The sequence below is a fragment of the Aliigemmobacter aestuarii genome, assembly GCF_004799285.1.
In the GTDB taxonomy this organism is placed as follows: domain Bacteria; phylum Pseudomonadota; class Alphaproteobacteria; order Rhodobacterales; family Rhodobacteraceae; genus Aliigemmobacter; species Aliigemmobacter aestuarii.
The window spans coordinates 273,561-298,397 of sequence record NZ_SSND01000004.1 but is presented as its reverse complement, the minus strand read 5'-3'; the positions used below and the strand labels follow the sequence as shown (position 1 = coordinate 298,397).

Here is a 24,837-nt window from a genome sequence, read left to right as displayed (position 1 = left end):
ACGCCGGTCCAGTGAAGGTTTGATGACAGCCCCCCCCTTGAAACGCCCCCCTGCAAACGGCCGCCACGGCAAAGGCCCACGGCAACCTCCCCCGGTCGCCCGGCGGGGCAGCGGCGGCCGGATGGTTTAAGGCCCGCCCCGGCGGTCGGGGTGGGCCTGTTGCGGTGAAACGGGGGACCGGCGCGCGCGCCCTACCAGCGGCGTTCGAACTTCCGGCGCAGGATGATCGCGGTCACGTTCATGATCACGAGGAAGACCAGAAGCACGATGATCGCGCCGCTTGACCGTTCGATGAAGGCCGGGTCGGACCGGCTGGCCCAGGAATAAACCTGCACCGGCAGGGCGGTCGCGGGATCGAAGAAGCCCTCGACCGGGGGCGCGGGGTAGTTGTCGACGAAGGCCACCATCCCGATCAGCAGAAGCGGCGCGGTTTCGCCAAGCGCCGAGGCGAGGCCCAGGATGGTGCCGGTCAGGATGCCCGGCGCGGCCAGCGGCAGGACGTGATGGAACACCGTCTGCATCTTCGAGGCCCCGACACCGAGCGCCGCATCCCGGATCGACGGCGGCACCGCCCGGATCGCCGCGCGCGAGGCGATGATGATCGTGGGCAGCGTCATCAGGCTCAGGACCAGCGCGCCCACGACGGGCGAGGATTGCGGGAACTTCGCAAAGTTGATGAAGACCGCGAGGCCAAGGATGCCGAAGACGATAGAGGGCACCGCGGCGAGGTTCGAGATGTTCACCTCGATGATGTCGGTAAGCCGGTTCTTCGGCGCGAATTCCTCGAGATAGATGCTGGCCGCGACGCCCACGGGAACGCAGATCACGATCACCAGCAGCATCATGTACGCCGATCCGATGATCGCCACGCCAAGGCCTGCGGCCTCGGGCCGCTGGTCGGAGGCGTCGGGCGAGGTCAGGAAACCAAGGTTGAAGCCGGTCTTCAGGATGCCCGCGTCCTGCAGGCGGTCGGCCAGGTCCAGCATGGCGGGACTGATCTGCGCGTCACGTTCGGCGGTTGCCCGCGTCACCCGCCCCTTCAGATAGCCGTCGATCCGCCCCGAGGCGAGCACGGTCATCACCTGTGTCGTTCCGACAAGCGCGGTATCGGCCAGCACCTCGGCGCGCAGCACGCCCGGCGCGTCCTTCGAGATCAGTTCTGCAATCTCCTTGTCCGAGACGCCTTCGGTGGAAATCTGCCGCGCCTCGAGTTCGGCGCGGAAGGCCCCGGCCAGGACGCGACCATAGCCGATCGTCGTGACCTTGGTCATCTCGGCGCGGTCGCGGTTTCCGGCCGGGTCCAGCACCTCGGGGGCAAGCGTGACCGGAAAGGTCAGCTTGGCCTGCTTGAACGCGCTGACACCGTCGCTGAAGATCGTCCAGAGCATGATCGCCAGCACGCCGAGGCTGAGCGTGATCGCAAACAGCCCGTAGAAGCGGAACCGCGCCTCGGCGGCGTTGCGGCGGCGCATCTCGGCCCCGCCCGAATAGATGGATTTCACCGGGCGCGTGGGGTTCACGGGGGTGGCGGGGATATCGGTCATTCGTATTGCTCGCGGTATTTGCGCACGATGAAGAGGGCCAGGACATTCAGACCCAGCGTGATCACGAACAGCGTGATCCCAAGGGCGAAGGCCACGAGCGTTTCGGGGCTGGCGAAATCGGTATCGCCGGTCAGCTGGCCGACGATCTTGACCGTCATGGTCGTCATCGCGTCGAACGGGTTGAGTGACAGCTTGGCCGCGGCCCCTGCCCCCATCGTCACGATCATCGTCTCGCCGATGGCGCGGCTGGCGGCCAGCAGGACGGCGCCCACGATCCCCGGCAGCGCGGCGGGCAGGATCACCTGCCGGACCGTTTCGGATTTCGTGGCGCCCAGGCCATAGCTGCCGTCACGCATCGCCTGCGGGACGGAATTGATGATGTCATCGGCCAGGGACGAGATGAAGGGGATGTTGAGTATCCCGATCACGATCCCCGCCGTCATCACCGACGAACCGGAATTCCCCAGCCCGAAGGGTTCGGCGAAATAGTCGCGCAGGAACGGTCCCACGGTGACAAGCGCAAACAGGCCGAAGACCACCGTCGGGATGCCCGCGATCACCTCGATCAGCGGCTTGATGATGGACCGGGTCCGCGCCGAGGCGTATTCGGCCAGATAAATCGCCGTGAACAGGCCAAGCGGGACCGCGACGACCATCGCCACGAACGAGATGTAAAGCGTGCCCCACAGAAGCGGGATGAAGCCCAGTTCCGACCCTCCCCGGAAATTCGGGCTCCACGTCAGGCCAAAGAAGAAATCCGCCGCGGGATACTGGCGGAAGAAGTTCACGCTTTCCGACAGCATCGACCAGATGATGCCCACCGTGGTCAGGATCGCGATCGAGGAGGCGGTGATCAGGATGCCCAGGGTCACCGCCTCGACCCGGTTGCGCGCGCGGAAATCGGCCCGCGTCACCGACAGCGCATAGCCAAGCCCCGCCAGCGCCGCGGCGATGGTGATGATGCCGCGCCAGAAGATGGCCGTGGCGAAACCCGTGCGATAGGCCTGCGCGGCCTGAAGCGTCTCGGGTTTCACATCGGACCCGAGCGCGACGCCGACCTCGGCCAGGCGGGCGCGGAGGTCGGTCAGTTCGGCGCGGATCGTGCCGGCCGCGTCTTCGGTCATGGTGCCTGCCAGGACGGCCGCATCAAGGCCCGTGGCCACCCGGCGCACATCGGCCATCGCAAGCGTGCGCGCGGTGTCGTCGGCGACGACCTCGGCGGGCAGGTAGGGCAGAACCTGGCGTTCCAGCACGACCGGCTGGGCGACCAGCCAGACCAGAAGCAGCCCGAAGGCCGGCATGAGCACCATCAGCGCCGCGTGCCAGCCATGATAGCCGGGCAGCGAATGCAGGCGCCGCACATCCCCCGTGACCGACGAAATCGCCCTGCCGCGCCCAAGGAAAAAGCCGGCCAGGGCGATCGCGATGATCACGAGGGTCAGAAGAAAGACGGTCATTCGGTCAACTCGCCGCTGGATGGAAGTTGCGGGGGCCCGTAGGCCCCCGCGCGATCGTCTGGATCAGTTCAGCGGGCCCATCGGGGTTTCCGCAGCCACCGCCGCCTGGGTCGCGGCCAGTTCCGGGTCGGACACCAGGCCATAGGCCGCCAGCGGGCCGTCCGGACCGGCCATGTCGTCGGACACGAAGAACTCCACATATTCCTTCAGGCCGGGGATCACGCCCAGATGCGCCTTCTTGACGTAGAAGTAGAGCGGGCGCGACACCGGGTATTCGCCCTTGGCGATCGAGTCGACCGAAGGCACCACGCCGCCCATGGTCGCCACGCGCAGCTTGTCGGTGTTGTTCTGGTAGAACGACAGGCCGAACACGCCGATGCCGTTCTTGTCGGCATCCACGCGGGCCAGCGTTTCGGTGTAGTCGCCGTCGATGTCGACCGACCGGCCGTCGGTGCGCAGGTCCATGCACAGTTCCTCGGCCTTGTCCTCGTCGCCGTTGTTGGCGGCGGCGAAGGCGGCCATCGCGCCGGTGGCCTCGCAGCCGGCGATGATCACCTTGGTGTCGAACACTTCACGCGTGCCGTGCTTGGTGCCCGGAACGAAGACCAGGATATCCTGCGGCTGGAACGCGGCGTTGACCTGATCCCACGAGGTGTTGGGGTTGTCGACCAGCGCGCCGTCCTTCAGGACCTGCTTGCCAAGCGCGGTGTAGATGTCGGCGGGGGTGAAGGCGAATTCCTGGCCGTTCACATCCGAGGCAAAGACGATCCCGTCATAGCCGATGCGAACTTCCATGACCTCGGCCACGCCATTCTGGGTGCAGAGGTCGATGTCCGACTGGCTGATGCGCGAGGACGAATTGGCGATGTCGACGGTGTTTTCACCCACGCCTTCGCACATCTTCTTGCGCCCGGCGCCCGAACCGCCGCCTTCGACGACAGGGGTCGGGAAGTCGAAATTCTCGCCGAAGGCTTCGGCGACGATGGTGGCATAGGGCAGCACCGTCGACGACCCGGTGATCTGGATCTGGTCGCGGGCGGATGCCGCGCCCGCCGAGAGGGCGGCAATGGCAAGCGCCGAGGCGGTGATGTGCAAGCTTTTCATGAGACTCTCCTGACTGTCGTTCGGCCAATCGTCTGGACCTGACGCCGGGGGTATTTCGGTTCGGTAACGGGAATATTTTGGAATTGTAAAACTTTTGCGACACCCCGGCGGCGCGGTGCGAAAAGGCGAAAAGGAAAAGCCCCCCGAGGGGACGGGGGGCCTTTTGACGAATGGGGCGTCACGCCGTGGCGGGGCGGTCAGAAATCCTTGACCAGCCGCAGCGCGTCATAGATCGCTGCATGGGTGTTGCGCGCCGAAACCGCATCGCCGATGCGGAACAGGCGGAACGCGCCATCGGCATTGCGCGACACGGCCTGCGGCCTGCCGGTTGACAGCGCGGAGTAATCCACCTCGCCCAGGTTTCGCGACAGCGGCTTGAGGTCGAAATACAGATCGTCCAGCGGCCTTGTGCCGTGATTGACGACCACCTGATCGACCACGCGTTCCCGCGTCATGTCGCCGTAATCGCTGCCGAGGACCGCGCGCAAAAGATTGCCGTCGCGCAGCACCTTCATCAGCCGCCAGGTCACCGTGAAGGTCGTGTCGCGCCGTTGCAGGCTGCGCATGTAGGGCACAAGGTTCATCGCCATGACCTCGGGCGCGAAGGCGCGGTCGGGGGTGACGATTTCCACCTTCGCCCCGGTCGCCGCGATCATGTCGGCCGCCTGAAGCCCCGCATGGTCCCCCGCATCGTCGAAGACAAGGACGTTCGTCCCCGGCTTCACGTCGCCGGAAAGGATATCCCAGGCGGAACAGACCAGGTCGTTGCCTTCGGCCAGAACGGCAGTGTGCGGCAGGCCGCCGGTTGCGATCACCACCTCGTCGGGGTTGGTGGCCAGCACCGTGTCGGTATCGGCGAAGGTGTTGAACCGGAAATCGACGCCGCGCTTTTCGCACTGTTCGAACCGCCAGCGGATGACCGAGATCATCTCGCGCCGCCGTTCCTGCAGCGCGGTCAGGCGGAGCTGTCCGCCGGGCTGGTCGGCGGCCTCGAACACGGTCACGGCATGGCCGCGTTCGGCGGCGACGCGGGCGGCCTCCATCCCGGCGGGACCGGCGCCGACGATCGTCACCCGCTTTTTCGCGGGCGCGGGCGTGATGGTCTGCGGCTGTTCCAGCTCGCGCCCGGTGGCGGGGTTGTGCAGGCAAAGCGCCATGCCGCCCTGATAGATCCGGTCAAGGCAGTAGTTCGCGCCGACGCAGGGGCGGATGTCATCCTCGCGGCCCTCGATCACCTTGCGCACCAGATGCGGGTCGGCCATGTGCGCGCGGGTCATCCCCACCATGTCGAGCTTGCCGCTGGCGATGGCATGGCGCGCGGTGGCCACATCGGGGATGCGCGCGGCGTGGAAGGTGGGAAAGCCCGTCGCGGCCCGGATCTCGCCCGCGAAATCCAGATGCGGGGCGGATTTCATGCCCTGGATCGGGATCAGGTCGGTCAGCGCGGGGTCGGTGTCGATCGCGCCGCGCACGACGTTCAGGAAATCGACCAGCCCGCTGGATTTCAGCTTGTGGGAAACCTCCATCCCCTCGGCCGCGGTCATGCCGCCCGGCAGGCACTGATCGCCGGTATAGCGCAGGCCCACGATGAAATCCTCGCCGCAGCGCGCCCGGATCGCGCGCAGCACGTCGAAGGTGAATCGCAGACGGTTGTCCAGACTGCCGCCATAGGGTTCCGGCAGGTCGTTCGTCAGCGGCGACCAGAACTGTTCCAGCAGGTGGCCATAGGCCTCAAGCTCGATCCCGTCGACGCCGGCGGCCTTCATCCGTTCGGCGGCATCGGCGAAATCGCCGATCACGCGGGTGATGTCCCAATCCTCGATCCGCTTGGGGAAGGCGCGGTGCGCGGCCTCGCGTTCGTGGCTGGGGGCCAGCACCGGCAGCCAGTCGGCCTTGTCCCACCGGGTGCGGCGGCCAAGATGTGTCAGCTGGATCATCACCGCCGCGCCGTGGTCGTGACATTCGTCGACCATCTGCTTCATCCAGCCCACGACCTCGTCCTTCCAGGCGAGGATGTTGTTGAACACCGGCGGGCTGTCCCGCGCGACCGAGGCCGATCCCGCCGTCATCGTCAGCGCGACCCCCGCCTTCGCCCGTTCGACGTGATAGGCGCGGTAGCGTTCCTTGGGCATCCCGTCCTCGGGGTAGGCCGGTTCATGGCTGGTGATCATGATCCGGTTGCGGAGCGTCAGGTGCTTGAGCTTGTAGGGTTGCAGAAGGGGATCGTTGGACATCGGGCGACTCCGGTCAGAGAAGTGGGGTCAGAAGGATGAGGTCAGAAGGACGGCCCATTGATGGCAAAAATGTTCACATGCGTCAAGTTTGAGGTCACGAGTGAACATTTCCTTGTGCCACGCGACCCAAGCGCCTAATCTGCACCCATGCAGGCAGCAGACGAACAGGACAGCGGCTGGCGCGGTTCGCCCGAACTCTGGATTCAGGCGGCCTATGAGGCGTTGATCGACCAGGGCATCGACGCGGTCAGGATCCAGACGCTGGGGGCGCGGCTGAAACTGTCGCGGACCAGCTTCTACTGGTTCTTCAAGGACCGCGCCGCGCTGCTGGCCGCGTTGGCCGACATGTGGGAACAGCGCACCACCGTCCCCATGGTGGAGGCCTGCCGCGCCTATGCCGAAACCGAGACCGAGGCGATGCTGAACCTGATCGGCTGCTTCCTTTCGGACCGGACCTTCGATTCGCGGCTGGAATTCGCGGTCAGGGGTTGGGCCTTGCAGGATGCCGCAATCCTCGACCGGCTGCGTGTTGTCGATGCGGCGCGGCTTGAGGCGCTTGGCCAGATGCTGGAACGCTGGGGGCATCCGCCGCAGGATGCCGACGTCAGGGCGCGCACCATCTATCTGGTGCAGATCGGCTATATCTCGATGCAGACGCGCGAGACGCTGGAAACCCGTCTGCAGCGCGTGCCGAACTATGTCGAGATCTACACGGGCCGCGCGCCCACCGAAAACGAAATGGCGCGCGCGCGCGCGCGGCTGGAGGCTCTGGGATGAGGATCGGGATCATCGGTGGCAAGGGCTGGATCGGCTCGTCCCTCGGACGGGCGCTGATCGAGACCGGCCAATGCCCGGCGGGCGACATCGTCATCCTGACGCGCGGCGGCGTTGCCCAAGACTATTTCGGCCATCCGGTCGCATGGGCGCGGGATGTGGCCGACCTTGTCGACCGATCCGATCTCATCGTGGTGTCGGTCCGCCCGCAGGACTGGCCGGCGCTGGCGCTGGATGCACGGGGAAAGCCGGTGATTTCGGTCATGGCGGGCGTGCCGCTGCGCGCCCTGCCCCCGCGCAGCCTGCGGGCGCTGCCCAATGCGGCGGCGGAACTCAGGCAATCCTACACGCCCTGGCTGGCAGGCCCCGACATGACCGAAACCGACCGGCAGGCGGCGGTGCGCATCCTTTCGGCGATCGGGCGCTGCGAAGAACTCGACAGCGAATCCCAGCTTGACCTGATGACCGCGACGGCCGGGGCGGGCCCGGCCTATTCGGCGCTGATGGCGCGGGCGGTGATCGATTTTCTGGTGCAGAACGGGGTGCGCCGGTCCGTGGCCGAAAACGCCGCCGAGGGCATGATCTGCGGGGCGGCGCCGCTTCTGGCGGGCCGGATGGATCAGGCCGGACAGATGGTGCAGGTCTTCGTGGACTATCGCGGCACCACGGCGGCGGGCCTTCAAACGGCGATCAGCGCAGGGTTCGAAACCGCGCTGAAGGCAGGATTGCGCGCCGCGACCGACCGCGCCGCCGAAATGGGCGAAGGGTTCTGACCCCCGCCCGGATCGCGTCACGGACAAGCCCACCGAGTGGCCCACCGACCGCCCCGAGAACCGTCTTCGGCCGGTCAGTACCACATGTCGGGCACGGCTTCCTTCCGGCGTGCCATGAAATCCAGCAGCGCCTCGTCGACAGCCTCGTCCAGCGGCGGCGCCTCGTATTCGCGCAGCAGCTTTTTCCAGCGGGCATTGGCCCGCACGGCGGAATCGAGGCCGCCCTGTTCGCTCCAGGTCTCGAAGGGCTGGTTGTCATCCAGCGCGCTGTCCCAATAGGCGGTCTCGTAATGGCGCAGCGTGTGCTGGGTGCTGAACAGGTGCTGTCCCGGGCCAAGTTCCGCCAGCGCGTCGAAAGCCAGCGTATCCTCGTTCACCTCGACCCCGTCCAGATAGGCATGAAGCGCGCCGCACATGTCGGTGTCCATCACCAGCTTTTCGTAGGACATCGACAAGAGGCCATCGAGGAAACCCGCCGAGTGAAGCACATAGTTCGCGCCCCCCTGCACAGCCGACATCATCGACATCATGCTTTGCTGCATCGCCTGCCCGTCGGGCAGTTTCGAGGTGCTGAAATTCCCCGCGCAGCGCAAGGGCAGGTTCAGCCGACGCGCCAACTGCCCCATGACAAGCGACCCGATCGCGGGTTCCGGCGTGCCGAAGGTGGGCGAACCGGACCGGAGCGACATCGACGAAAAGAAGCTGGCGAGGATCGCCGGGGCACCGGGGCGCACAAGCTGCGTCAGTGCGCAGGAGGCCAGCGACTCCGCCAGACCCTGCGCCACCATGCCCGCCGTGGTCAGGGGCGCCACCGCGCCGCCCAGCAGGAAAGGCAGGTGAATGGACCCCTGCCCTGCCGCGGCATAGGTGCGGATACCCGCGGTCGTCACGCCGTCCAGCACCAGGGGCGAGGTCGTGTTGAAGTTGCCCATGATCACGCAATGGCTGTCGACGAAATCCGCGCCGAACAGGATGCGGCACATCTCGACACTGTCCGCGGCCCGTTCCGGCGCGGTGATCGACCCCAGGAACGCCCGGTCGGAATAGCGGATATGGGCATAAACCATGTCCAGATGCCGCTTGTTCACCGGCACATCGGTCGGCTCGCACACCGTGCCGCCGGAATGGTGCAGCCAGGGTGACGACTGGCTGAGCTTCACGAAGTTGCGGAAATCCTCGATCGTGCCGTAGCGGCGGCCGCGGTCCAGATCCATCACGAAGGGCGACCCGTAGGACGGCGCAAAGACGACGTTGCGGCCACCGATCCGCACCGATCTGTCGGGGTTGCGGGCGTGCTGGGTGAATTCGGCGGGCGCGGTTTTCAGGATCTCGCGCAGCATCCCGGGTTCGAACTTCAGCCTCCAGACATCGGGGCCGATGTCCGTCACGCTGGCACCTGCCTTGCGGTAAAGCTGCATCGCCTCGGCGTCGTCGCGCAACTCGATCCCGATCTCGGCAAGGATGCGGTCGGCCGTCGCCTCGATCCGCGACAGGCTTTCCTCTGACAGGATGTCGTAGGTCGGGATGTTCCGGACGATGTAGGGCCGCTGTGCCGCTTGCCCGCCGCCCGACCGGGTTTCGCGGCGCTGCGTCCGCCCGCCACGCTGGCGCTTTCCATCCCGTGCTGCGATATCCCCATCCGGCATTGCATCCCCCGCCCAAAAAATCACGAACAAGCTAGGCTTTTCCGAATATCTCGTAACGCTGGAAAACTTTCATCAAATTGATAGACTGCACTTATGGAAACCCTGCGCAGCCTCCTGCCCTCGATCAATAGCCTTGTCGTGTTCGAAGCGGCGGGGCGACTTTCCAGCTTTACCGCCGCCGCGCGCGAAATGGGGATGACGCAGGCGGCCGTCTCCTACGCGATCCGCAGTCTTGAGGATCATCTGGGCAGCCCGCTGTTCCTGCGCGAACACCGGCGCGTGCGCCTGACCGAGGCCGGCGAAAGGTTTCACGCCGACGTGTCGATCGGCCTGTCGCACATCCAGCGTTCGGCGCAGAACCTGCGTGCGGTCGCGACCGGAAGCCATGTGACGCTGTCCTGTTCGACGGCCTTCGCGGCCTTCTGGATGGTGCCCCGCATGGCCCGGTTCCGGGCAGACCTGCCGCGCGTGGACCTGCGCATCCAGACGGCCGACCGCAATCTGGACCTCGTGGGCGAAGGCATCCCCCTGGGCATCCGGGGCGGCGATCCCGGCGACTGGCCGCAGTACCAATCCGAACCGCTTGCGCCCGAAGAGATCTTTCCGGTCTGCGGGGCGGGATACCTGGCCGGGCGCGACCGGCCCGAGGTCGCCGCCGATCTTCTGGCCCATCAGCTGATCCATCTGGAAGAACCGTTCCGTTCCGCCGCGACCTGGAAGGACTGGTTCGCCTCCGTCGGGATCGAGGGCAAGCGCGTCCCGCGCGGGCTGTCGATCAACGACTATGTTCTGGTCGTCCAGTCTGTGATCGAGGGCCAGGGCGTGGCGCTTGGCTGGCGGCACCTGGTCGAGGGGCTGGTGGCCAAGGGGGTGCTGGTGCGCCTGACCGATCACATGCTGACCACGGGGAAAGGCTTTCACGTGGTCTGGCCAAGGGATGCTGCGCTGTCGCGCGCGGCGCAGGACGTGCGCGACTGGCTTCTGGATCAGCGCCCTGGGACATCGGGCACGCCCTGAAGGCGCGCCCCGAAGGCCGCGTGCCCTGGCACCCGGTCACATCTGGTGGATGTAATGGCCCGGCGCGGACCCCAGCGACGGATAGCCCCGCGCAGCCCCCGCCTTAGGATCGCGCGCGGGAACGACGACGCCACTGTGCGCGTCCAGCCAGCGCGCCCATTCCGGCCACCATGATCCCGGTTGCGGTTCATGGTCGGCCAGCCAGCCGTCCGGGCCGCGGTAGTGCCCCCCCGCCGGGCGGTGGCCGATGCGGTAATGCCGCCCCGGGTGACCCGGCTCTGACAAGATGCCGCCGTTATGCCCGCCCTTCGTCAGAAGGAAGGTCAGATCGCAATCGGTGAACAGCGCGGTCTTGTAGACCGACCGCCACGGCGCGATGTGGTCGGCCTCGGTCGCGACCACGAACATCGGCGAGGCGATATCCTTCAGCGCGATCACCCGGCCCTCGACAGCGAACCGCCCGGCCGACAGGCGGTTTTCCAGAAAGACCCCGCGCAGGTATTCGGAATGCATCCGCGCGGGCATCCGCGTGGTGTCATTGACCCAGACGCCGATATCGGTGGGAAGGTCGGGTTCGCCCAGGTAGTAGCGCCGCACGGCGCGCGACCAGATCAGGTCCTCGGACCGGATCGCGGCAAAGGCGCCCGACATCTGCGGCCGGTCCAGATAGCCCTGCGCCCACATCATGTCTTCCAGGAAGGCGACCTGGCTTTCGTCGAGGAACAGCAAAAGCTCGCCCGCCTCGGCGAAATCGACCTGCGCCGCCATCAGCGTGACCGAAGCCAGCCGGTCGTCGTCATCGCGCGCCATCGTCGCCGCAGCGATGGCCAGAAGCGTGCCGCCCAGACAATAGCCATTCGCATGGACCTTTTCGCCCGGCACGATGGCGTTGATCACTTCAAGCGCCTCCATGACGCCCTGCTTCCGGTAATCCTCAAGCGACAGTTCGGCGCGTTCCGCCCCCGGATTGCGCCACGAGATGCAGAACACCGTGTAGCCCTGGCCGACCAGCCACCGGATGAACGAGTTGTGCTGCGACAGGTCGAGGATGTAATATTTCATGATCCATGCAGGCACGATCAGCACCGGTTCGGGCCGGACCTCGCCCGTGGTGGGCGCATACTGGATCAGCTCCATCAGGTCGTTGCGATGGACGACCTCGCCGGGGGTGGCCGCCAGCACCTTGCCCAGGGCATGGCTTTCGGGCACCGGGCGGCGTTCCTGGGTCAGCACATGGCGCAGGTCGTCGGCGTAATGCACCGCGCCCTCGAACAGGTTGCGCCCGCCCGTCCGGACCGTGCTTTCCAGGATTTCCGGATTGCCCGGCGGGAAATTCGATGGCGACACGGTATCCAGAAGCTGCCGCATCATGAACCCGGTGCGTTCGGCGTTCTGGCGGCGCAACCCGCGCAGGTTCGAGGTGGCCGCATCCCACCAGTCATGCGTCGCCAGAAACCCCTGCTGCCAGATCGAAAACGGCGCGCGATCCCACCCGCCGTGCGACCAGCGCGTGTCGTTCGGGCCGGGCTGGAAGGGCTTTGCCGGTTTCTGCCCGGTCAGGGCATCCACCGTGTATTGCGCGATCTTCATCCAGTTCGACTGCGCCCGCTCGATCAGTTCAAGCTGCCGCCCCGGCGCGCGGGCCAGATGCATGGCCCAGTCGTTCCAGGCATCGACGATCGCATGCGGCGAGATGCCCCCGGTCAGGCGCGCGATGCTGGCCATCGCGCTGCGGTCAAGGGCGGCATGGGGGTGGGGATCGGCCGTCTCGCGCACCGTGACGGTGCCGCCGTTGTCGGGCGCCTTGGGCTGCGGCAGGACGGCGGGCAGGGTCTGCGCCACCGGCGGCGTTTCCGGATTGGGGCGGCTGGCCCCCTTGACGCGGGATCGGGTGGGCTTGCGGGTCATGCGGCGGCGGCCTCCCTTTGCCTGAGAGCCGGGAATTCGGCGGGTGTGATCGTCTCGCGTTCCAGAAGAAGCCGCGCCCCGGCTTCAAGGTCGGCGTGGCAGCCTTCCAGCAGCGCCAGCGCGCGCCGGTAGGCGCTGTCCAGCAGGTCGCGCACGGCAAGGTCCACCTCGCGCGCCGTCGCCTCGGAATGATCGCGGGGGGTGAAGGCCAGCCGGTCCTCGCCCAGGTATCCGCCACGGTCCTGTTCCAGAACCGCCTGGCCCACCGTTTCGTGCATGCCGAAGCGGGTCACGATCTGGCGGGCGATGTCGGTTGCACGCACCAGATCGTCGGCGGCCCCGGTGGACACTTCGGCAAAGCGGATCTGTTCGGCGGCGCGCCCGGCCAGCAGCATCACCATGCGGTTTTCCAGCTCGCTCCGCGTGATCAGGAACCGGTCCTCGGTCGGCCGGGTCATCGTGTAGCCAAGCGCGCCGATCGTGCGCGGGATGATCGACACCTTGTGCACCGGGTCCGCCCCCGGCAGGCGCGCGGCGGCCAGCGCATGGCCCATCTCGTGCCAGGCCACGGTTTCGCGTTCGCGCGGCGTCAGCAGGCGGCCCTTGCGTTCCATCCCCGCGACCACCCGCTCCAGCGCCGAGGTCATGTCATCCAAACCGACCTTGCGGGCACCGCGCCTTGTGGCATGGATCGCCGCCTCGTTCACCAGATTTGCCAGTTCCGCCCCGGTAAAGCCGGGCGTCAGCGCGGCCACCGCATCAGGATCAAGCGCGGGATCGACCGCGATCTTGCGCAGATGCACCCGAAGGATGGCCGCGCGGCCGGATTTGTCGGGACGGCCCACCACCACCTGCCGGTCGAACCGGCCCGCCCGCATCAGCGCCGGATCGAGGATCTCGGGCCGGTTCGTGGCCGCCAGAAGCACGATGCCGTCGCGCGGGTCGAACCCGTCCAGTTCGGCCAGAAGCTGGTTCAGCGTCTGTTCCTTCTCGTCATGGCCGCTACCAAAGCCGCCGATGCCGCGACGCCGGCCCAGGGCGTCCAGCTCGTCGATGAAGATGATGCAGGGCGCGGCCTTGCGGGCCTGTTCGAACAGGTCGCGGACCCGTGCGGCCCCCACGCCCACGAACATCTCGACGAACTCGCTGCCCGAGATCGAAAAGAACGGCACCCCCGCCTCGCCGGCAATGGCGCGGGCGAACAGCGTCTTGCCCGTGCCCGGCGGCCCGGTCAGCAGGATGCCCTTGGGGATGCGTGCGCCAAGGCGGCCGAATTTCTTCGGTTCCTTCAGGAAATCGACGATCTCCTTCAGTTCGGCCTTGGCCTCGTCCACGCCCGCGACATCATCGAAGGTCACGCCCGTGTCGCGTTCGACATAGACCTTGGCGCGGGACTTGCCCACGCTCATCATCCCGCCCATGCCCTGCCGTTCGATCACCCGGCGCAAGAAGAAGCTCCACAGCGCGAAGATCAGAAGTACCGGCACGATCCAGGACAGAAGCGTGGCAAGGAAGGTGTTCTGCACCGTCCCGTCGAATTCCACCCCCGACCGTTCCAGCCGGTCGGTCAGGTCCGGCGGCACGATGTTGGTGATGAAATGGGTGTTGCCGTCGATCGGATCGGCATAGCGCCCGTCGATCTGTTCGGGCCTGACCGTGACCGAGGCGATGCGCCCGGCCTCCAGATGTTCGAGGAAGGTGCTGTAGGGGATGCGTTGCGTGACGGACGCCTGCGACAGCCACGACTGCACAACCAGAAGGCCCATGAAGGCCGCGAGGAAATACCAGAGGTGCAGTTGCTGCTTGCGGTCCATCGTCGCCTTCATCGCGGGGCGGTCAGGCCGCCAGCATTTCGGTCAGGTAGGCCACCGCCTTGGACGGTGTGGCAAGCCTTGGATAATCGGCCTCGGGGATCGGCAGCCCGAACCGTTTGTGCAGCGCCGCCACGAGGTTCAGGAAATCCATGGAATCAAGGCCGAGGTCCTCTTGCAGATGATCGTGGTCGCCGATCGCCCCCGGGTCAAGGTCGGGCGCGACCATGACGAGGTCATCGACAAAGGCCGTGCGGATGTCTGCTGGTGTCATAGGGTTTCGGGCTCCTGCAAGATCTGGTCGATGGCGGCAAGGAAGGCCGCGCCCCGTCGGCCGTCGCTGACGCGGTGATCGGCGGCAAGGCTGACGGTGATGGCAAGGCGCGGTTCGATCCGGCCGTCGCGGACCATCGGGCGGACGCGCGGCGCGCCGAAGCCCACCAGCGCCACCTGCGGCGGATAGATCACCCCGGTCAGCGCATCGACCCCGGTTTCGCCCAGGCTTGAAATGGTGATCGTGCCCTGGGTCAGTTCGCTGTTGCGCAGACGGCCCGCGCGGGTGCGCGTGACAAGGTCGCGCATCGCCTCCATGATCGCCTCCACACCTTTCTCTGCGGCATCGAGGATCGCCGGGGCGATCAGCCCGCCCCCGCGCAGGGCCACCGCCAGCCCGCAATGGACGGGGCCAGAGGGCGCATAGGGTTCGGCCTCGAACCGCCCGTTCAGCTCTGGCGCCTTGGCAAGGGCCCTGACCGTGGCGCGCACCAGAAGCGCCCCCATCAGCAGCCGCCGGTCCGGCGTCCGGCTGGCGTTGGTGGCCGCCAGCCAGTCTTGCGCGGCCTGAAGGTCGATCTCGTGCGTGAGGTAGTAATGCGGGATCTCGCGCTTGGCGCGGGTCATGGCGGCGGCGATCGCGCGGCGCATTTCGGCCATGTCCAACCTCGGCTTGCCTTTCGGCGGGGCCGCGACCGTATCCGCCACCGGGGCGGGACCAGCCGCCAGATGGCGTTCCACATCACCCAGCAACACCGCGCCTTGCGGGCCGGTGCCTGACACCGCGGCAAGGGCCAGCCCCGCCTCCGCCGCCCGTGTCCGCGCGGCGGGCGAGGCCGCCACAACACCCCCAACCGGGGCCGGTGGCACGGCGGATAGGGGCAAAACCGCCACTTCAACCGGCGCAGGCGGTTCGGTGGCAGAGGGCGGCGCAGCCGACGCGGCCGCCGGTGCTGCAGTTGGTCCTGCCGCAGGTTTCGCCACAGCCAAGGGTGCTTCGTCCTCGCCAGTGGCCAGCCGTGCCAAAGGCGCGCCCACCGGCAGGGTCTGGCCAAGGTCGGCCAGCAGTTCCGCGATCTCGCCGGTCTCGAAGATCTCGATCTCGATCGCGCCCTTCTGGGTCTCGACCACCGCCACGACATCGCCGCGCGTCACCCGGTCGCCCGGATTCACCAGCCACTGGACAAGCGTGCCCGCCTCCATGTCGGCGCCAAGCGATGGCATGGCAAAGACGCTCATCCCCGCACCCCCGGCAAGGCGCGGGCCGTGGCCACGATATCGGCCACCTGCGGCAGCGCGGCGGTTTCAAGGTGCCGGGGATAGGGCACCGGCACCTCGGCCGAACAGACCCGCGCGACCGGGGCATCCAGATGCCAGAAACAGGTTTCCTGCACCCGCGCCGCGATCTCGGCCGAAAGCGAACCGGTGCGCCAGCCTTCGTCGATCACCACCGCGCGACGCGTGCGCGCGACCGACGCCATGATCGTCTCGTCGTCCAGCGGCCGAAGCGACCGAAGGTCGATCACCTCGGCCTCGATCCCCTCGCCCGCCAGTTCGCCCGCGGCCTCCAGCGCCTTCCAAAGCGAGTTCGACCAGGCCAGCAGCGTGACATCGCGCCCCTTTCGCCGCACGACCGCGCGGTCGATGTCCACGGGACCTGCATTTTCGGCGATCTTCCCGGCCATGTTGTAGAGCATGACATGTTCGAGGATGATTACCGGATCCGGGTCCTGAAGTGCTGTCCACAGCATCCCGCGCGCGTCCTCCAGCGTCGCCGGCGCCACGACCCGCAAGCCTGGGATATGGGCAAAGAAGCTTTCCAGCGAATGGGAATGCTGCGCCGCAAGCTGCCGCCCCGCCCCCGTCGCCATCCTTATCACAAGGGGAACCCCGAACTGGCCGCCCGACATGTGGCGGATGGTGGCGGCGGTGTTCAGGATCTGGTCCAGCGCCAGAAGCGAGAAGTTGACCGTCATGATCTCGACGATCGGGCGCATGCCCGCCAGCGCCGCGCCTATCCCCGCCCCGGTAAAGCCCGATTCCGAAAGCGGCGTGTCGCGGATGCGGTCCGGCCCGAACCGGGCGAGCAGCCCCATCGACACCGCATAGCACCCGCCATAGGCGCCGATGTCCTCGCCCATCATGAAAACGCGCGGGTCCTTCTCAAGCGCCTCGGTGATGGCGGCGCGGCAGCAGTCGCGATAGGTGCTGTCGACGGCCGCGCCGGGCGCGGGCGGAACCGGCGGCGCGGGCCGGGTTTCGGCCATGACGTGGCGCTCCAGATCCTCGACCGCCTCCCAAGGGGCCTGTTCACAGGCGGCCACGGCATTGGCGAGCTGCGCCTCGACCTCGGCCTCGATGGCGGCGACCTCGTCCTGATGGATCAGGCCGTTTTCCACAAGCCAGCCCTGGAAGCGCGTGATCGGCGACCGCGCCCGCCATTCCGCCACCTCGGCCTTGCCGCGGTATTTCTCGGCGTCGAACATCGAATGGGGGCGCGTGCGATAGGTGCGACATTCCAGAAACCGCGGCCCCTCGCCCGCCCGGATCGCCTCGACCAGCCGGCGCGCCGCGGCCTCGACCGCGACCACGTCATTGCCGTCGACGCTTTCCGCGGGCATCCCGTAGCCCGCCGCGCGGGTCGTGAAATCGGTGTTCGCCTGAACCCGCGCCACAGCCGACCCCATGGCGTAAAGGTTGTTTTCAAGGACGAACAGCACCGGCAGCCGCCAGAGCGCGGCCAGGTTCATCGCTTCGTGAAACTCGCCCTCGGCCAGGGCGCCATCGCCGAAGAAACAGACCGTCACCGCGTCCTGCCCCTGCATCCGGTCGCCCAGGCCCAGACCCACCGCCAGCGGCAGCCCGCCGCCGACGATCGCATTGCCACCGTAAAGGTTGGTTTCCGCGTCGAACAGGTGCATCGACCCGCCGCGCCCGCCCGCGCATCCGGTGGCCTTGCCGTACATCTCGGCCAGCGCGGATTCCATGCTCATCCCGCGGGCCAGCGCATGGCCATGTTCGCGATAGGTCGAAACCACCCGGTCACGCGGCGCAAGCGCGGCCGAAACTCCGACCGCGACGGCCTCTTCGCCATCGTAAAGATGCAGGAACCCGCGGATCTTTTCCTGGGTGTAGAGTTCAAAGCATTTCTCTTCGAACCGGCGGATGCGGATCATGCCGCGCAACAGGTCGCGCGCATGGTCATGGCCGAGTTTCACCTTGCTCATCTGGAATCCCCCTCCAGCGTCGACAGATCGCCCTCGGGCAGGCCCAGTTCGCGGGCCCGCAAGAGGCGGCGCATGATCTTGCCCGACCGTGTGCGCGGCAGGCTTTCGCGGAACACGATTTCTCGGGGCGCAACCGCCGGACCCAGCCGCTTGCGGGCATGGCCGCGCAATTCGCGTTCCAGCGCCTCGTCGGGGGTGAACCCCGCCTTCAGCGTGACGAAGGCCTTGACCACCTCGCCCGCGGTTTCATCGGGGATACCGATCACGGCGGCTTCGGCCACGGCGGGATGTTCGATCAAGGCGCTTTCCACCTCGAACGGGCCGATCAGGTGGCCCGAGGACTTGATCAGGTCATCGGCCCGGCCGACGAACCAGAAATATCCGTCGCCGTCCCGCATCGCCAGATCGCCTGTCAGATACCAGCCGCCGACGAAGCATTTCGCATAACGTTCGGGCTGGCCCAGATAGGCGCGCATCATCGACGGCCAGCCCGGCCGCAAGGCCAGTTCGCCGATCGCGCCGTCGGGCAGTTCGGCGATGCCGTCGCCCTCGCGTCCGACGATCCCCGCCGCGATCCCCGGCAGCGGCTTTCCCATCGCACCGGGCTTGATGTCCATGTCAGGGGTGTTGGCGATCATGATGCCGCCGGTTTCGGATTGCCACCAGTTGTCATGGAACGGCAGCCCGAAGGTCTGCTGCCCCCAGATCACACATTCCGCGTTCAGCGGCTCGCCGACCGAGGCGAGGAACCGCAGGGCCGAAAAATCGCGCCCCGCCGCCGCCTCGGCACCTGCCCGCATCATCATGCGGATCGCGGTCGGCGCGGTGTACCAGACCTGCACCCTTTCGCGTTCCAGGATCGCATACCAGCGGTCCAGGTCGAATTCCGCCTCGTCCACGATCATGGTGACGCGGTTGCAGAGGGGCGAGACGATGCCATAGCTCATCCCCGTGACCCAGCCGGGATCGGCCGTGCACCAGTAGATGTCGCCCGGCCCGAGATCGAGCGCGAGCCGCCCCGTCTCGGCATGGGCGACGACGGCCTCATGCACATGGACCACGCCCTTTGGCAGGCCCGTTGTTCCGGACGTGAAATGCAAGAGCGCCATGTCCTCGGGCCGGGTCGGATGGGTGTCGAAACGGTCCGGGGCGGCGGCCATCGCCGGACCAAGGGCAACGCAGCCCTCGGGCGCCTCGTCCCCGATGATCAGCACCAGACGAAGCCCCGGCATGCTGTCGCGCCACGGGGCCACCTTGCGCGCGTAGTGGCTCGCCGTCGTGACCAGAACACTGGCCTCGCCGATTTCCATCCGCGCGCGGACCGGTTCGGGGCCGAAGGCGGCAAACAGCGGGCTGACGACCACCCCGGCCTTCATCGCGCCAAGCGTCGCGGCGTAAAGCGCGGGGACGCGCCCGGCCAGAAGAAACATCCGCTCGCCCGGCGCGATGGAATGCGCGCGCAGCACATGGGCAAAGCGCGCGGCATCGGCGGCAAGGTCGGCATAGCTCAGTTCCTGCCGTTCGCCCTCGCGCCCGAGCCAGATCAGCGCGGCCTGCGCACCGTGGCCCGCCGCGACATGGCGATCCACCGCCTCGTGCGCGATATTCAGCCCGCCGCCCGGCAGGCCATCCAGACGCGCGCGCGCCGCCACCCAACCGGTGGGCAGCGAAGTGGCATCGCGCCGCGATGCAGCCCTGGGAATGATCGCATGGGTCATCCTGGCCCTTTCCGATGATCGCTGGTCAGAGGAACGGTTACGCTCAGGCCGCCTGCGCGGGTGCCAAGGGCACGGCGCGGCGGGGCCTCACCGGAAACATGTTCCAGTTTCGACCACTCGCGCCGCCCTGACTTTGATACAGGTCATGCCGGATCGGGCGAATCATGCCCGTCCGGCGACTGCGGCCGCCCGTTTCCGGGGAAACGGGAACAGGCCGCCCGATGTCTCAGGCCACCGCGACCTCGCAGCGCGCACCGGGAAAGGCCTGCATCGCCCGGTCGATCCCGTCTTCGGGCAGCAGGCAGCAGGCCGTCGACAGGGCATCGGCAACAGCCGCTTGCGGGGCCGAGACGGACACCGTCGACCAGACCGCTGCAAGGCCCAGCGGATGCAGGATGTGGCCCGCACCGCCGGCGATCGTCGTGCCAAGGGGCGAGGATGTGGCAAGCGCAAGGTCATGCAACCGGGCCTGTCCGACACTTGCCCCATGCGGCGACAGGATCGACGCACGCCAGGGCGCACCGGTCGAAGCGGTGCCCAGCCCAAGGATCTCGCCCATGTCGATCAGGATGTTTTCCAACCCCTCGGCCCGCAGCGCATCGGCCACGCGGTCCGCCGCCCAGCCTTGCGCGATGCCGTTGAATGTCAGCGCCATCCCCGGTTCAAGGCGGATCTCGTCAGGGTCGAACCGGACCCGGTCCCAGCCCACCAGACGGCGCGCACCCGCCACATCGCCCGACCGGGCCAGCGCGGCCCAGACCGGTTGCACCGTGGGATCGAAAGCGCCCCCGGTCGCCCGATGCACGCGGTCGGCCAGATCGAACAGGGACAGCACGTCATCCGACGGGTGCGACAGACGGCCGTCCCGGTTCAATCGCGTCAGGTCCGAATCGCGATACAGCGAAAACTGGCGTTCCACGCGGTCGACCGTCGCCTCGATCCGCGCGGCCAGGCGCTGCATCCGGCCCGGCGTCACCCCGTCGAGCCGGACGGACAGCGCCCCGCCAAGCCCCCTGCCCGTCCAGACCCGCGACGCATCGCCCGGAAGGGCCGCTGACGGGGCCATCGCGGCGGCGGCGGAAATCGCAAGAAAGCGGCGGCGGGTGGAAAGGGTTCGGTCGGTCATGGCGTGGCGGACTCCGTCTGGGTGCGGGCGCGGCGTTTCAGGACAGGGCATTGCGTGGCGTCGTTCATCGTCACCTGACAGCGCAGGCACAGGACACACTCGTTGGGGTTGATCCGGCCGATCGCGTCGATCGCACCCACGGTGCATTGCGTTTCGCACAACCGGCATTCGCGTCCGCATTGCGGCCTGCGATGCAGCCAGTCGAAGATCTTGAGCTTGGCCGGAATGGCCAGCCCCGCACCAAGCGGGCAGAGATAGCGGCAGTAGAACCGTTCGATGAAAAGCCCCATGAACAGGATGGCCGCCACGAACAAAAGGAACGGCCAGGCCCGCATGAAACGCATGGAAATCGCGGTCTTGAACGGTTCAACCTCGGCCATCACCAGCGCGTCATGCATTGAATAGAAGGACAGCGCCACGATGGCCACGAACAGCGTGTACTTGATCGCCCACAGCCTTTCGTGCAGCGACTGGGGCACGGCGATCTGGCGGATGCCGAACCGGCGGGCGGCGGCGTTCATCAGTTCCTGCAAGGCGCCGAAGGGGCAAAGCCACCCGCAATAGACCCCGCGCCCCCAGAACAGCAGGCCAAGCGCGGTGAACGACCACAAAAGGAAGATCACCGGTTCGATCAGGAAGGTCTCCCAGCGGAAACCGCCAAGCAGCGAGTGCAGGAACGCAATCACCTGCACGACCGAAAGCTGCCCGTTCAGCCCCAGCCCCAGGACAAAGAAACTGACGCCCAGGAAACCCAGCCTCAGCCCCCGCCACAGGCGCGGCCGGCGAGTGATCGCCTCTTGCGCGAACAGGATGACGGCCAGCACGACCAGCATCAGTCCGACAAGAACCGTCTGCGGCCGCTTGTCTTCCCAGATCTGCCGCCACAGCGCCTCGGGTTCGGCGGTCGCCGCCCGGAAGGCATCGGGCAGCGCATAGGGCAAGGCCACGGTGAACCCCACCTCTCCGCCGCCGTCCTTGGGCCGGGTCACCTGCACCTCGATCGTGACGGGGCGCGCGGGGTCGATCGCGGGGGGAAGGGCAAAGACGCTGATCTCTTTCATCTCGGGCGCGTCGGCCAGCACAAGCTTCTTGATCGACCGGAAGGCATCGGCATCGGGTTGCCAGCGCCGATCCCCCTGCACAACCGTGATCCGTTCGAAGACGCCGGTCTTTTTCCAGTCGGTGCCGCGTGGCGAAAAGAGTCCGCTGGAGGCGATCAGCAGTGCTGAATCTCTCGGGCCGATCCCACCCATCGCGCGCCCGAATTCGAGGTTGCCAAGCAGGTTGGCCCCGACCGTCGGCGTGTCGATCACCCCGGTCCAGAGGTGCAGGAAGGGCTGATCGGACGGCGTCACCGCCACTTTCGCGCCTGCCAGCGCCTCGGCCGCCTCGGTCATCGTCACACGGGTTTCGGCCAGCGCGCCCATTGCCAGAAGCCCGGCCCAGTCGGTCACCTCAAAGGTTGTGCGATCCACCGCGCCGCCCGAAATCACCCCCCGCCCCACCGCAAGGATCCGCGCGGTGCGCAGGATGCTGTCGCGCAACACCCCGGTGGACACCGTCGCGCGGCTGATGATGTCGGGCAGGGCCGCATCGATCGCGCCCGTCGTCTCGTTGGCAAGGTCAAGACCGACGAACCCTTCGACATAAGCGGTGATATCCGCGTCCGATATGCCAAGCGTCAGCACGGGTTCATTGTGCCGCAGGAGCCGCGCGCCGATCACGCGCGCATCCGGCGAGATCGCCAGAAGCACGTCGATCGGCCGCCCGGAATAGCCGACCGATCCGGCGATTTCCCAGGTCGAACCCAGATGCGCGACAATCCGTCCATCCTTCAGGACCGTCCAGCCCGGAATGCCCTCGTCGATCCGCTGAAGCGTGAGCGGACCGGAAAGGCCGACCAGCGCCGCGACGGTTTCGCGATCCGGAGCCTCGGCCGCGACCCCCTCGGCCGAGGCGGTCCCGAAGGGCTGCAAGGACATCAGGCCCAGCAGAAGGATAAAGATAAGGCGCAGTCCGGCTGTGATCATGTGCATCGGTCCCCAGATCGGACCAGTCATAGCCGCCCACCCCGGCGTTTCCTTAACATTTATCAAGATCAGAAGATTTCCGCAGCCCGTTGCGAAAGAACCGGATTGCCGGACAATGCGAGGCCACAACCCCGCCTCGGAAACGTCCGGAACAGGCGAATTGAACGATTGATGATGCGAATTAACAAAAATCAAGGCCTCCATCTCGAGGCGCGGGCAAAAGGGCAATGGCAACTCGGATCAAAGGAGAATCAGATGCCCACCCGCCAGACCACATCCAGGACCCTGCTGTGGAGTAGCGTCGCGCTGCTTCTGGGGGGGCTGGCCGCGCCGGTATTGGCGCAGGAAAAACCCGCCGATCACGGCGATGGTCCCGCAGCCGCCTACGAACCGTCGATGACCACGCTTGGCCAGCTGCAGGTTGAGATCCCCGGCCGCAAGCCGGATGATCCGGTCATCACCGGCGAGGAATTCCAGCGCGCCACCCAGATCTATTTCGAACGCTGCGCTGGCTGCCACGGCGTGCTGCGCAAGGGTGCCACGGGCAAGCCGCTGACCACGGATATCACCCGTGAGGCGGGCTATGAATACCTGCAAAGCTTCATCACCTACGGCTCGCCGGCCGGGATGCCGAACTGGGGCACCTCGGGCGAACTGTCCGAAGCCGACGTGGACCTGATGGCCCGCTACCTGCTGATCGAACCGCCCGCGCCGCCGGAATTCGGCATGCCGGAAATGAAGGACAGCTGGAAGGTTCTGGTCGCGCCGGAAGATCGGCCGAAAGAGAAGATGAACGACATCGACATCGAGAACCTGATGTCGGTCACGCTGCGTGACGCGGGCGAGATCGCCCTGATTGATGGCAACAGCTATGAGATCAAGGAAGTCATCAAGACCGGCTACGCCGTCCACATCAGCCGCATCTCGGCTTCGGGCCGTTACCTGTTCGTGATCGGCCGCGATGCCAAGGTCACGATGATCGACCTCTGGATGGAAAAACCCGCCCCCGTGGCCGAGATCAAGGTCGGCTCTGAAGCGCGGTCGGTGGAAACCTCGAAATTCGAGGGCTGGGAAGACAAGTATGCGATCGCCGGGTCCTACTGGCCGCCGCAATACGTGATCATGGACGGCGCCACGCTGGAACCGCTCAAGATCGTATCGACCCGCGGCAACATCTATGACGAACAGACCTACCACCCGGAGCCCCGCGTGGCCTCGATCCTGTCGTCGCACTACAAGCCGGAATTCATCGTCAACGTGAAGGAAACCGGCAAGATCCTGATGGTCGACTATTCCGACCTGAAGAACCTGAAGACGACCGAAATCGAAGCCGAACGCTTCCTGCATGACGGTGGTCTGGACAGCACCCACCGCTACTTCATGGTGGCCGCCAACGCCCGCAACAAGATCGCGGTCGTGGACACCAAGGACTCCAAGCTGACGGCGCTGGTCGATACCGGCGGGGCCACGCCCCACCCGGGTCGCGGTGCGAACTTCACCCACCCGGCCTATGGTCCGGTCTGGGCGACCTCGCACCTCGGCGATGAATCGGTGGCGCTGATCGGGACCGACCCGGAAGGTCATCCGGATCAGGCCTGGAAGATCGTCGACAGCTTCTATGCCCTGGGCGGTGGTTCGCTGTTCATCAAGACCCACCCGGAATCGAAGCACCTCTACGTCGACGCGACGCTGAACCCCGATGCCGAAACCTCGTCCAGCGTGGCGGTGTTCAAGATCGACGAGATGGGCGGCGACCCGAACGTGGATCCGGAATACACCACGCTTCCGATCGGCGAATGGGCCGGCATTGCCGATGGCCAGCCGCGCGTGGTGCAGCCCGAGTTCAACAAGCAGGGCACCGAAGTGTGGTTCTCGGTCTGGAACGCGAAGGACAAGGAAAGCGCCATCGTCGTGGTTGACGACAAGACGCTGGAACTGAAGCACGTGATCAAGGACCCGCGCCTGATCACGCCGACCGGCAAGTTCAACGTCCTGAACACCCAGAAGGACATCTACTGATCGACCGGCGGGCGCCTGGAAACGGGCGCCCGCCACATCCCCCTGCGGCCTCACCACCGCCGGGCCGTCTTTGGATCACCGCGCGCCCGAAGGGCGGCGCGGTCCTTTTTTCTTCCTGGCCCCTGTCCCTGCGTGGCGCATCGGCCACGGCCCGCCCGGCAGGATCGCCAGAACAT

At 66.8% G+C, this 24,837-nt stretch carries 17 protein-coding genes; 4 read left to right on the top strand and 13 right to left on the bottom strand.

The window, feature by feature from the left end:
- Window positions 1–191: 191 nt before the first annotated feature.
- The 4 genes from pstA to hpbA form a co-directional block, all read right to left on the bottom strand.
- Window positions 192–1,544, bottom strand: coding sequence for a phosphate ABC transporter permease PstA (gene pstA / locus E7811_RS14990; RefSeq protein WP_136395466.1), 1,353 nt, complete (start codon window positions 1,542–1,544; stop codon window positions 192–194).
- Window positions 1,541–3,001 carry a phosphate ABC transporter permease subunit PstC gene (gene pstC / locus E7811_RS14985; RefSeq protein ID WP_136395465.1) on the bottom strand — a complete coding sequence of 487 codons (1,461 nt, stop codon included), beginning with the start codon at window positions 2,999–3,001 and terminating at the stop codon, window positions 1,541–1,543. Before pstC ends, pstA begins: the two co-directional genes overlap by 4 nt.
- Window positions 3,002–3,064: 63 nt before the next feature.
- A complete protein-coding gene (locus E7811_RS14980; RefSeq protein ID WP_136395464.1) occupies window positions 3,065–4,105 on the bottom strand; it encodes a PstS family phosphate ABC transporter substrate-binding protein in 1,041 nt (346 codons plus the stop codon).
- 197 nt (window positions 4,106–4,302) lie between these two features.
- The gene (hpbA, locus tag E7811_RS14975; protein WP_136395463.1) at window positions 4,303–6,339 is read right to left on the bottom strand and encodes an N-methyl-L-proline N-demethylase HpbA; all 2,037 of its coding nucleotides are present in this window, start codon (window positions 6,337–6,339) and stop codon (window positions 4,303–4,305) included.
- Between the two features lie 147 nt (window positions 6,340–6,486).
- On the opposite strand from hpbA, the gene E7811_RS14970 reads away from it, so the two are divergent.
- Both E7811_RS14970 and E7811_RS14965 read left to right on the top strand, forming a co-directional pair.
- Entirely contained in the window at window positions 6,487–7,116 is a 630-nt protein-coding gene (locus E7811_RS14970; RefSeq protein ID WP_136395462.1) for a TetR/AcrR family transcriptional regulator, read from the top strand.
- The gene (locus tag E7811_RS14965) at window positions 7,113–7,886 is read left to right on the top strand and encodes a pyrroline-5-carboxylate reductase family protein (RefSeq protein ID WP_136395461.1); all 774 of its coding nucleotides are present in this window, start codon (window positions 7,113–7,115) and stop codon (window positions 7,884–7,886) included. Before E7811_RS14970 ends, E7811_RS14965 begins: the two co-directional genes overlap by 4 nt.
- 74 nt (window positions 7,887–7,960) lie before the next feature.
- Here the strand turns inward: E7811_RS14965 and E7811_RS14960 are convergent, their stop codons facing one another.
- A complete protein-coding gene (locus tag E7811_RS14960; RefSeq protein WP_136395460.1) occupies window positions 7,961–9,532 on the bottom strand; it encodes a trimethylamine methyltransferase family protein in 1,572 nt (523 codons plus the stop codon).
- A 93-nt stretch (window positions 9,533–9,625) separates the two neighbouring features.
- Here E7811_RS14960 and E7811_RS14955 point away from each other — a divergent pair, with 93 nt between their 5' ends.
- Window positions 9,626–10,549, top strand: coding sequence for a LysR substrate-binding domain-containing protein (locus E7811_RS14955; RefSeq protein ID WP_136395459.1), 924 nt, complete (start codon window positions 9,626–9,628; stop codon window positions 10,547–10,549).
- A 36-nt stretch (window positions 10,550–10,585) separates the two neighbouring features.
- Here the strand turns inward: E7811_RS14955 and E7811_RS14950 are convergent, their stop codons facing one another.
- The 8 genes from E7811_RS14950 to E7811_RS14915 all read right to left on the bottom strand — a co-directional run bounded on the left by E7811_RS14950 (window position 10,586) and on the right by E7811_RS14915 (window position 22,642).
- On the bottom strand, window positions 10,586–12,457 hold the full coding sequence (locus tag E7811_RS14950) for a PHA/PHB synthase family protein (RefSeq protein ID WP_136395458.1): 1,872 nt from the start codon (window positions 12,455–12,457) through the stop codon (window positions 10,586–10,588).
- Window positions 12,454–14,283 (bottom strand): ATP-dependent zinc metalloprotease FtsH, encoded by a 1,830-nt coding sequence (gene ftsH / locus E7811_RS14945; RefSeq protein ID WP_449353877.1) that lies wholly within the window; start codon window positions 14,281–14,283, stop codon window positions 12,454–12,456. Before ftsH ends, E7811_RS14950 begins: the two co-directional genes overlap by 4 nt.
- A gap of 10 nt (window positions 14,284–14,293) precedes the next feature.
- On the bottom strand, window positions 14,294–14,542 hold the full coding sequence (locus E7811_RS14940; protein ID WP_136395457.1) for an acyl carrier protein: 249 nt from the start codon (window positions 14,540–14,542) through the stop codon (window positions 14,294–14,296).
- Entirely contained in the window at window positions 14,539–15,780 is a 1,242-nt protein-coding gene (locus tag E7811_RS14935; RefSeq protein WP_136395456.1) for a dihydrolipoamide acetyltransferase family protein, read from the bottom strand. Before E7811_RS14935 ends, E7811_RS14940 begins: the two co-directional genes overlap by 4 nt.
- The gene (pdhA, locus tag E7811_RS14930) at window positions 15,777–17,768 is read right to left on the bottom strand and encodes a pyruvate dehydrogenase (acetyl-transferring) E1 component subunit alpha (protein ID WP_136395455.1); all 1,992 of its coding nucleotides are present in this window, start codon (window positions 17,766–17,768) and stop codon (window positions 15,777–15,779) included. Before pdhA ends, E7811_RS14935 begins: the two co-directional genes overlap by 4 nt.
- Window positions 17,765–19,486 (bottom strand): acetate--CoA ligase, encoded by a 1,722-nt coding sequence (gene acsA / locus E7811_RS14925; protein ID WP_136395454.1) that lies wholly within the window; start codon window positions 19,484–19,486, stop codon window positions 17,765–17,767. Before acsA ends, pdhA begins: the two co-directional genes overlap by 4 nt.
- 226 nt (window positions 19,487–19,712) lie before the next feature.
- Complete coding sequence (locus E7811_RS14920; protein ID WP_136395453.1) at window positions 19,713–20,612, bottom strand: FAD:protein FMN transferase; 900 nt, start codon at window positions 20,610–20,612, stop codon at window positions 19,713–19,715.
- Window positions 20,609–22,642 carry a NosR/NirI family protein gene (locus tag E7811_RS14915; RefSeq protein WP_168733047.1) on the bottom strand — a complete coding sequence of 678 codons (2,034 nt, stop codon included), beginning with the start codon at window positions 22,640–22,642 and terminating at the stop codon, window positions 20,609–20,611. The genes E7811_RS14920 and E7811_RS14915 overlap by 4 nt, the downstream gene beginning before the upstream one ends.
- A 255-nt stretch (window positions 22,643–22,897) precedes the next feature.
- On the opposite strand from E7811_RS14915, the gene E7811_RS14910 reads away from it, so the two are divergent.
- A complete protein-coding gene (locus tag E7811_RS14910) occupies window positions 22,898–24,661 on the top strand; it encodes a nitrite reductase (protein WP_136395452.1) in 1,764 nt (587 codons plus the stop codon).
- Window positions 24,662–24,837: the final 176 nt, after the last annotated feature.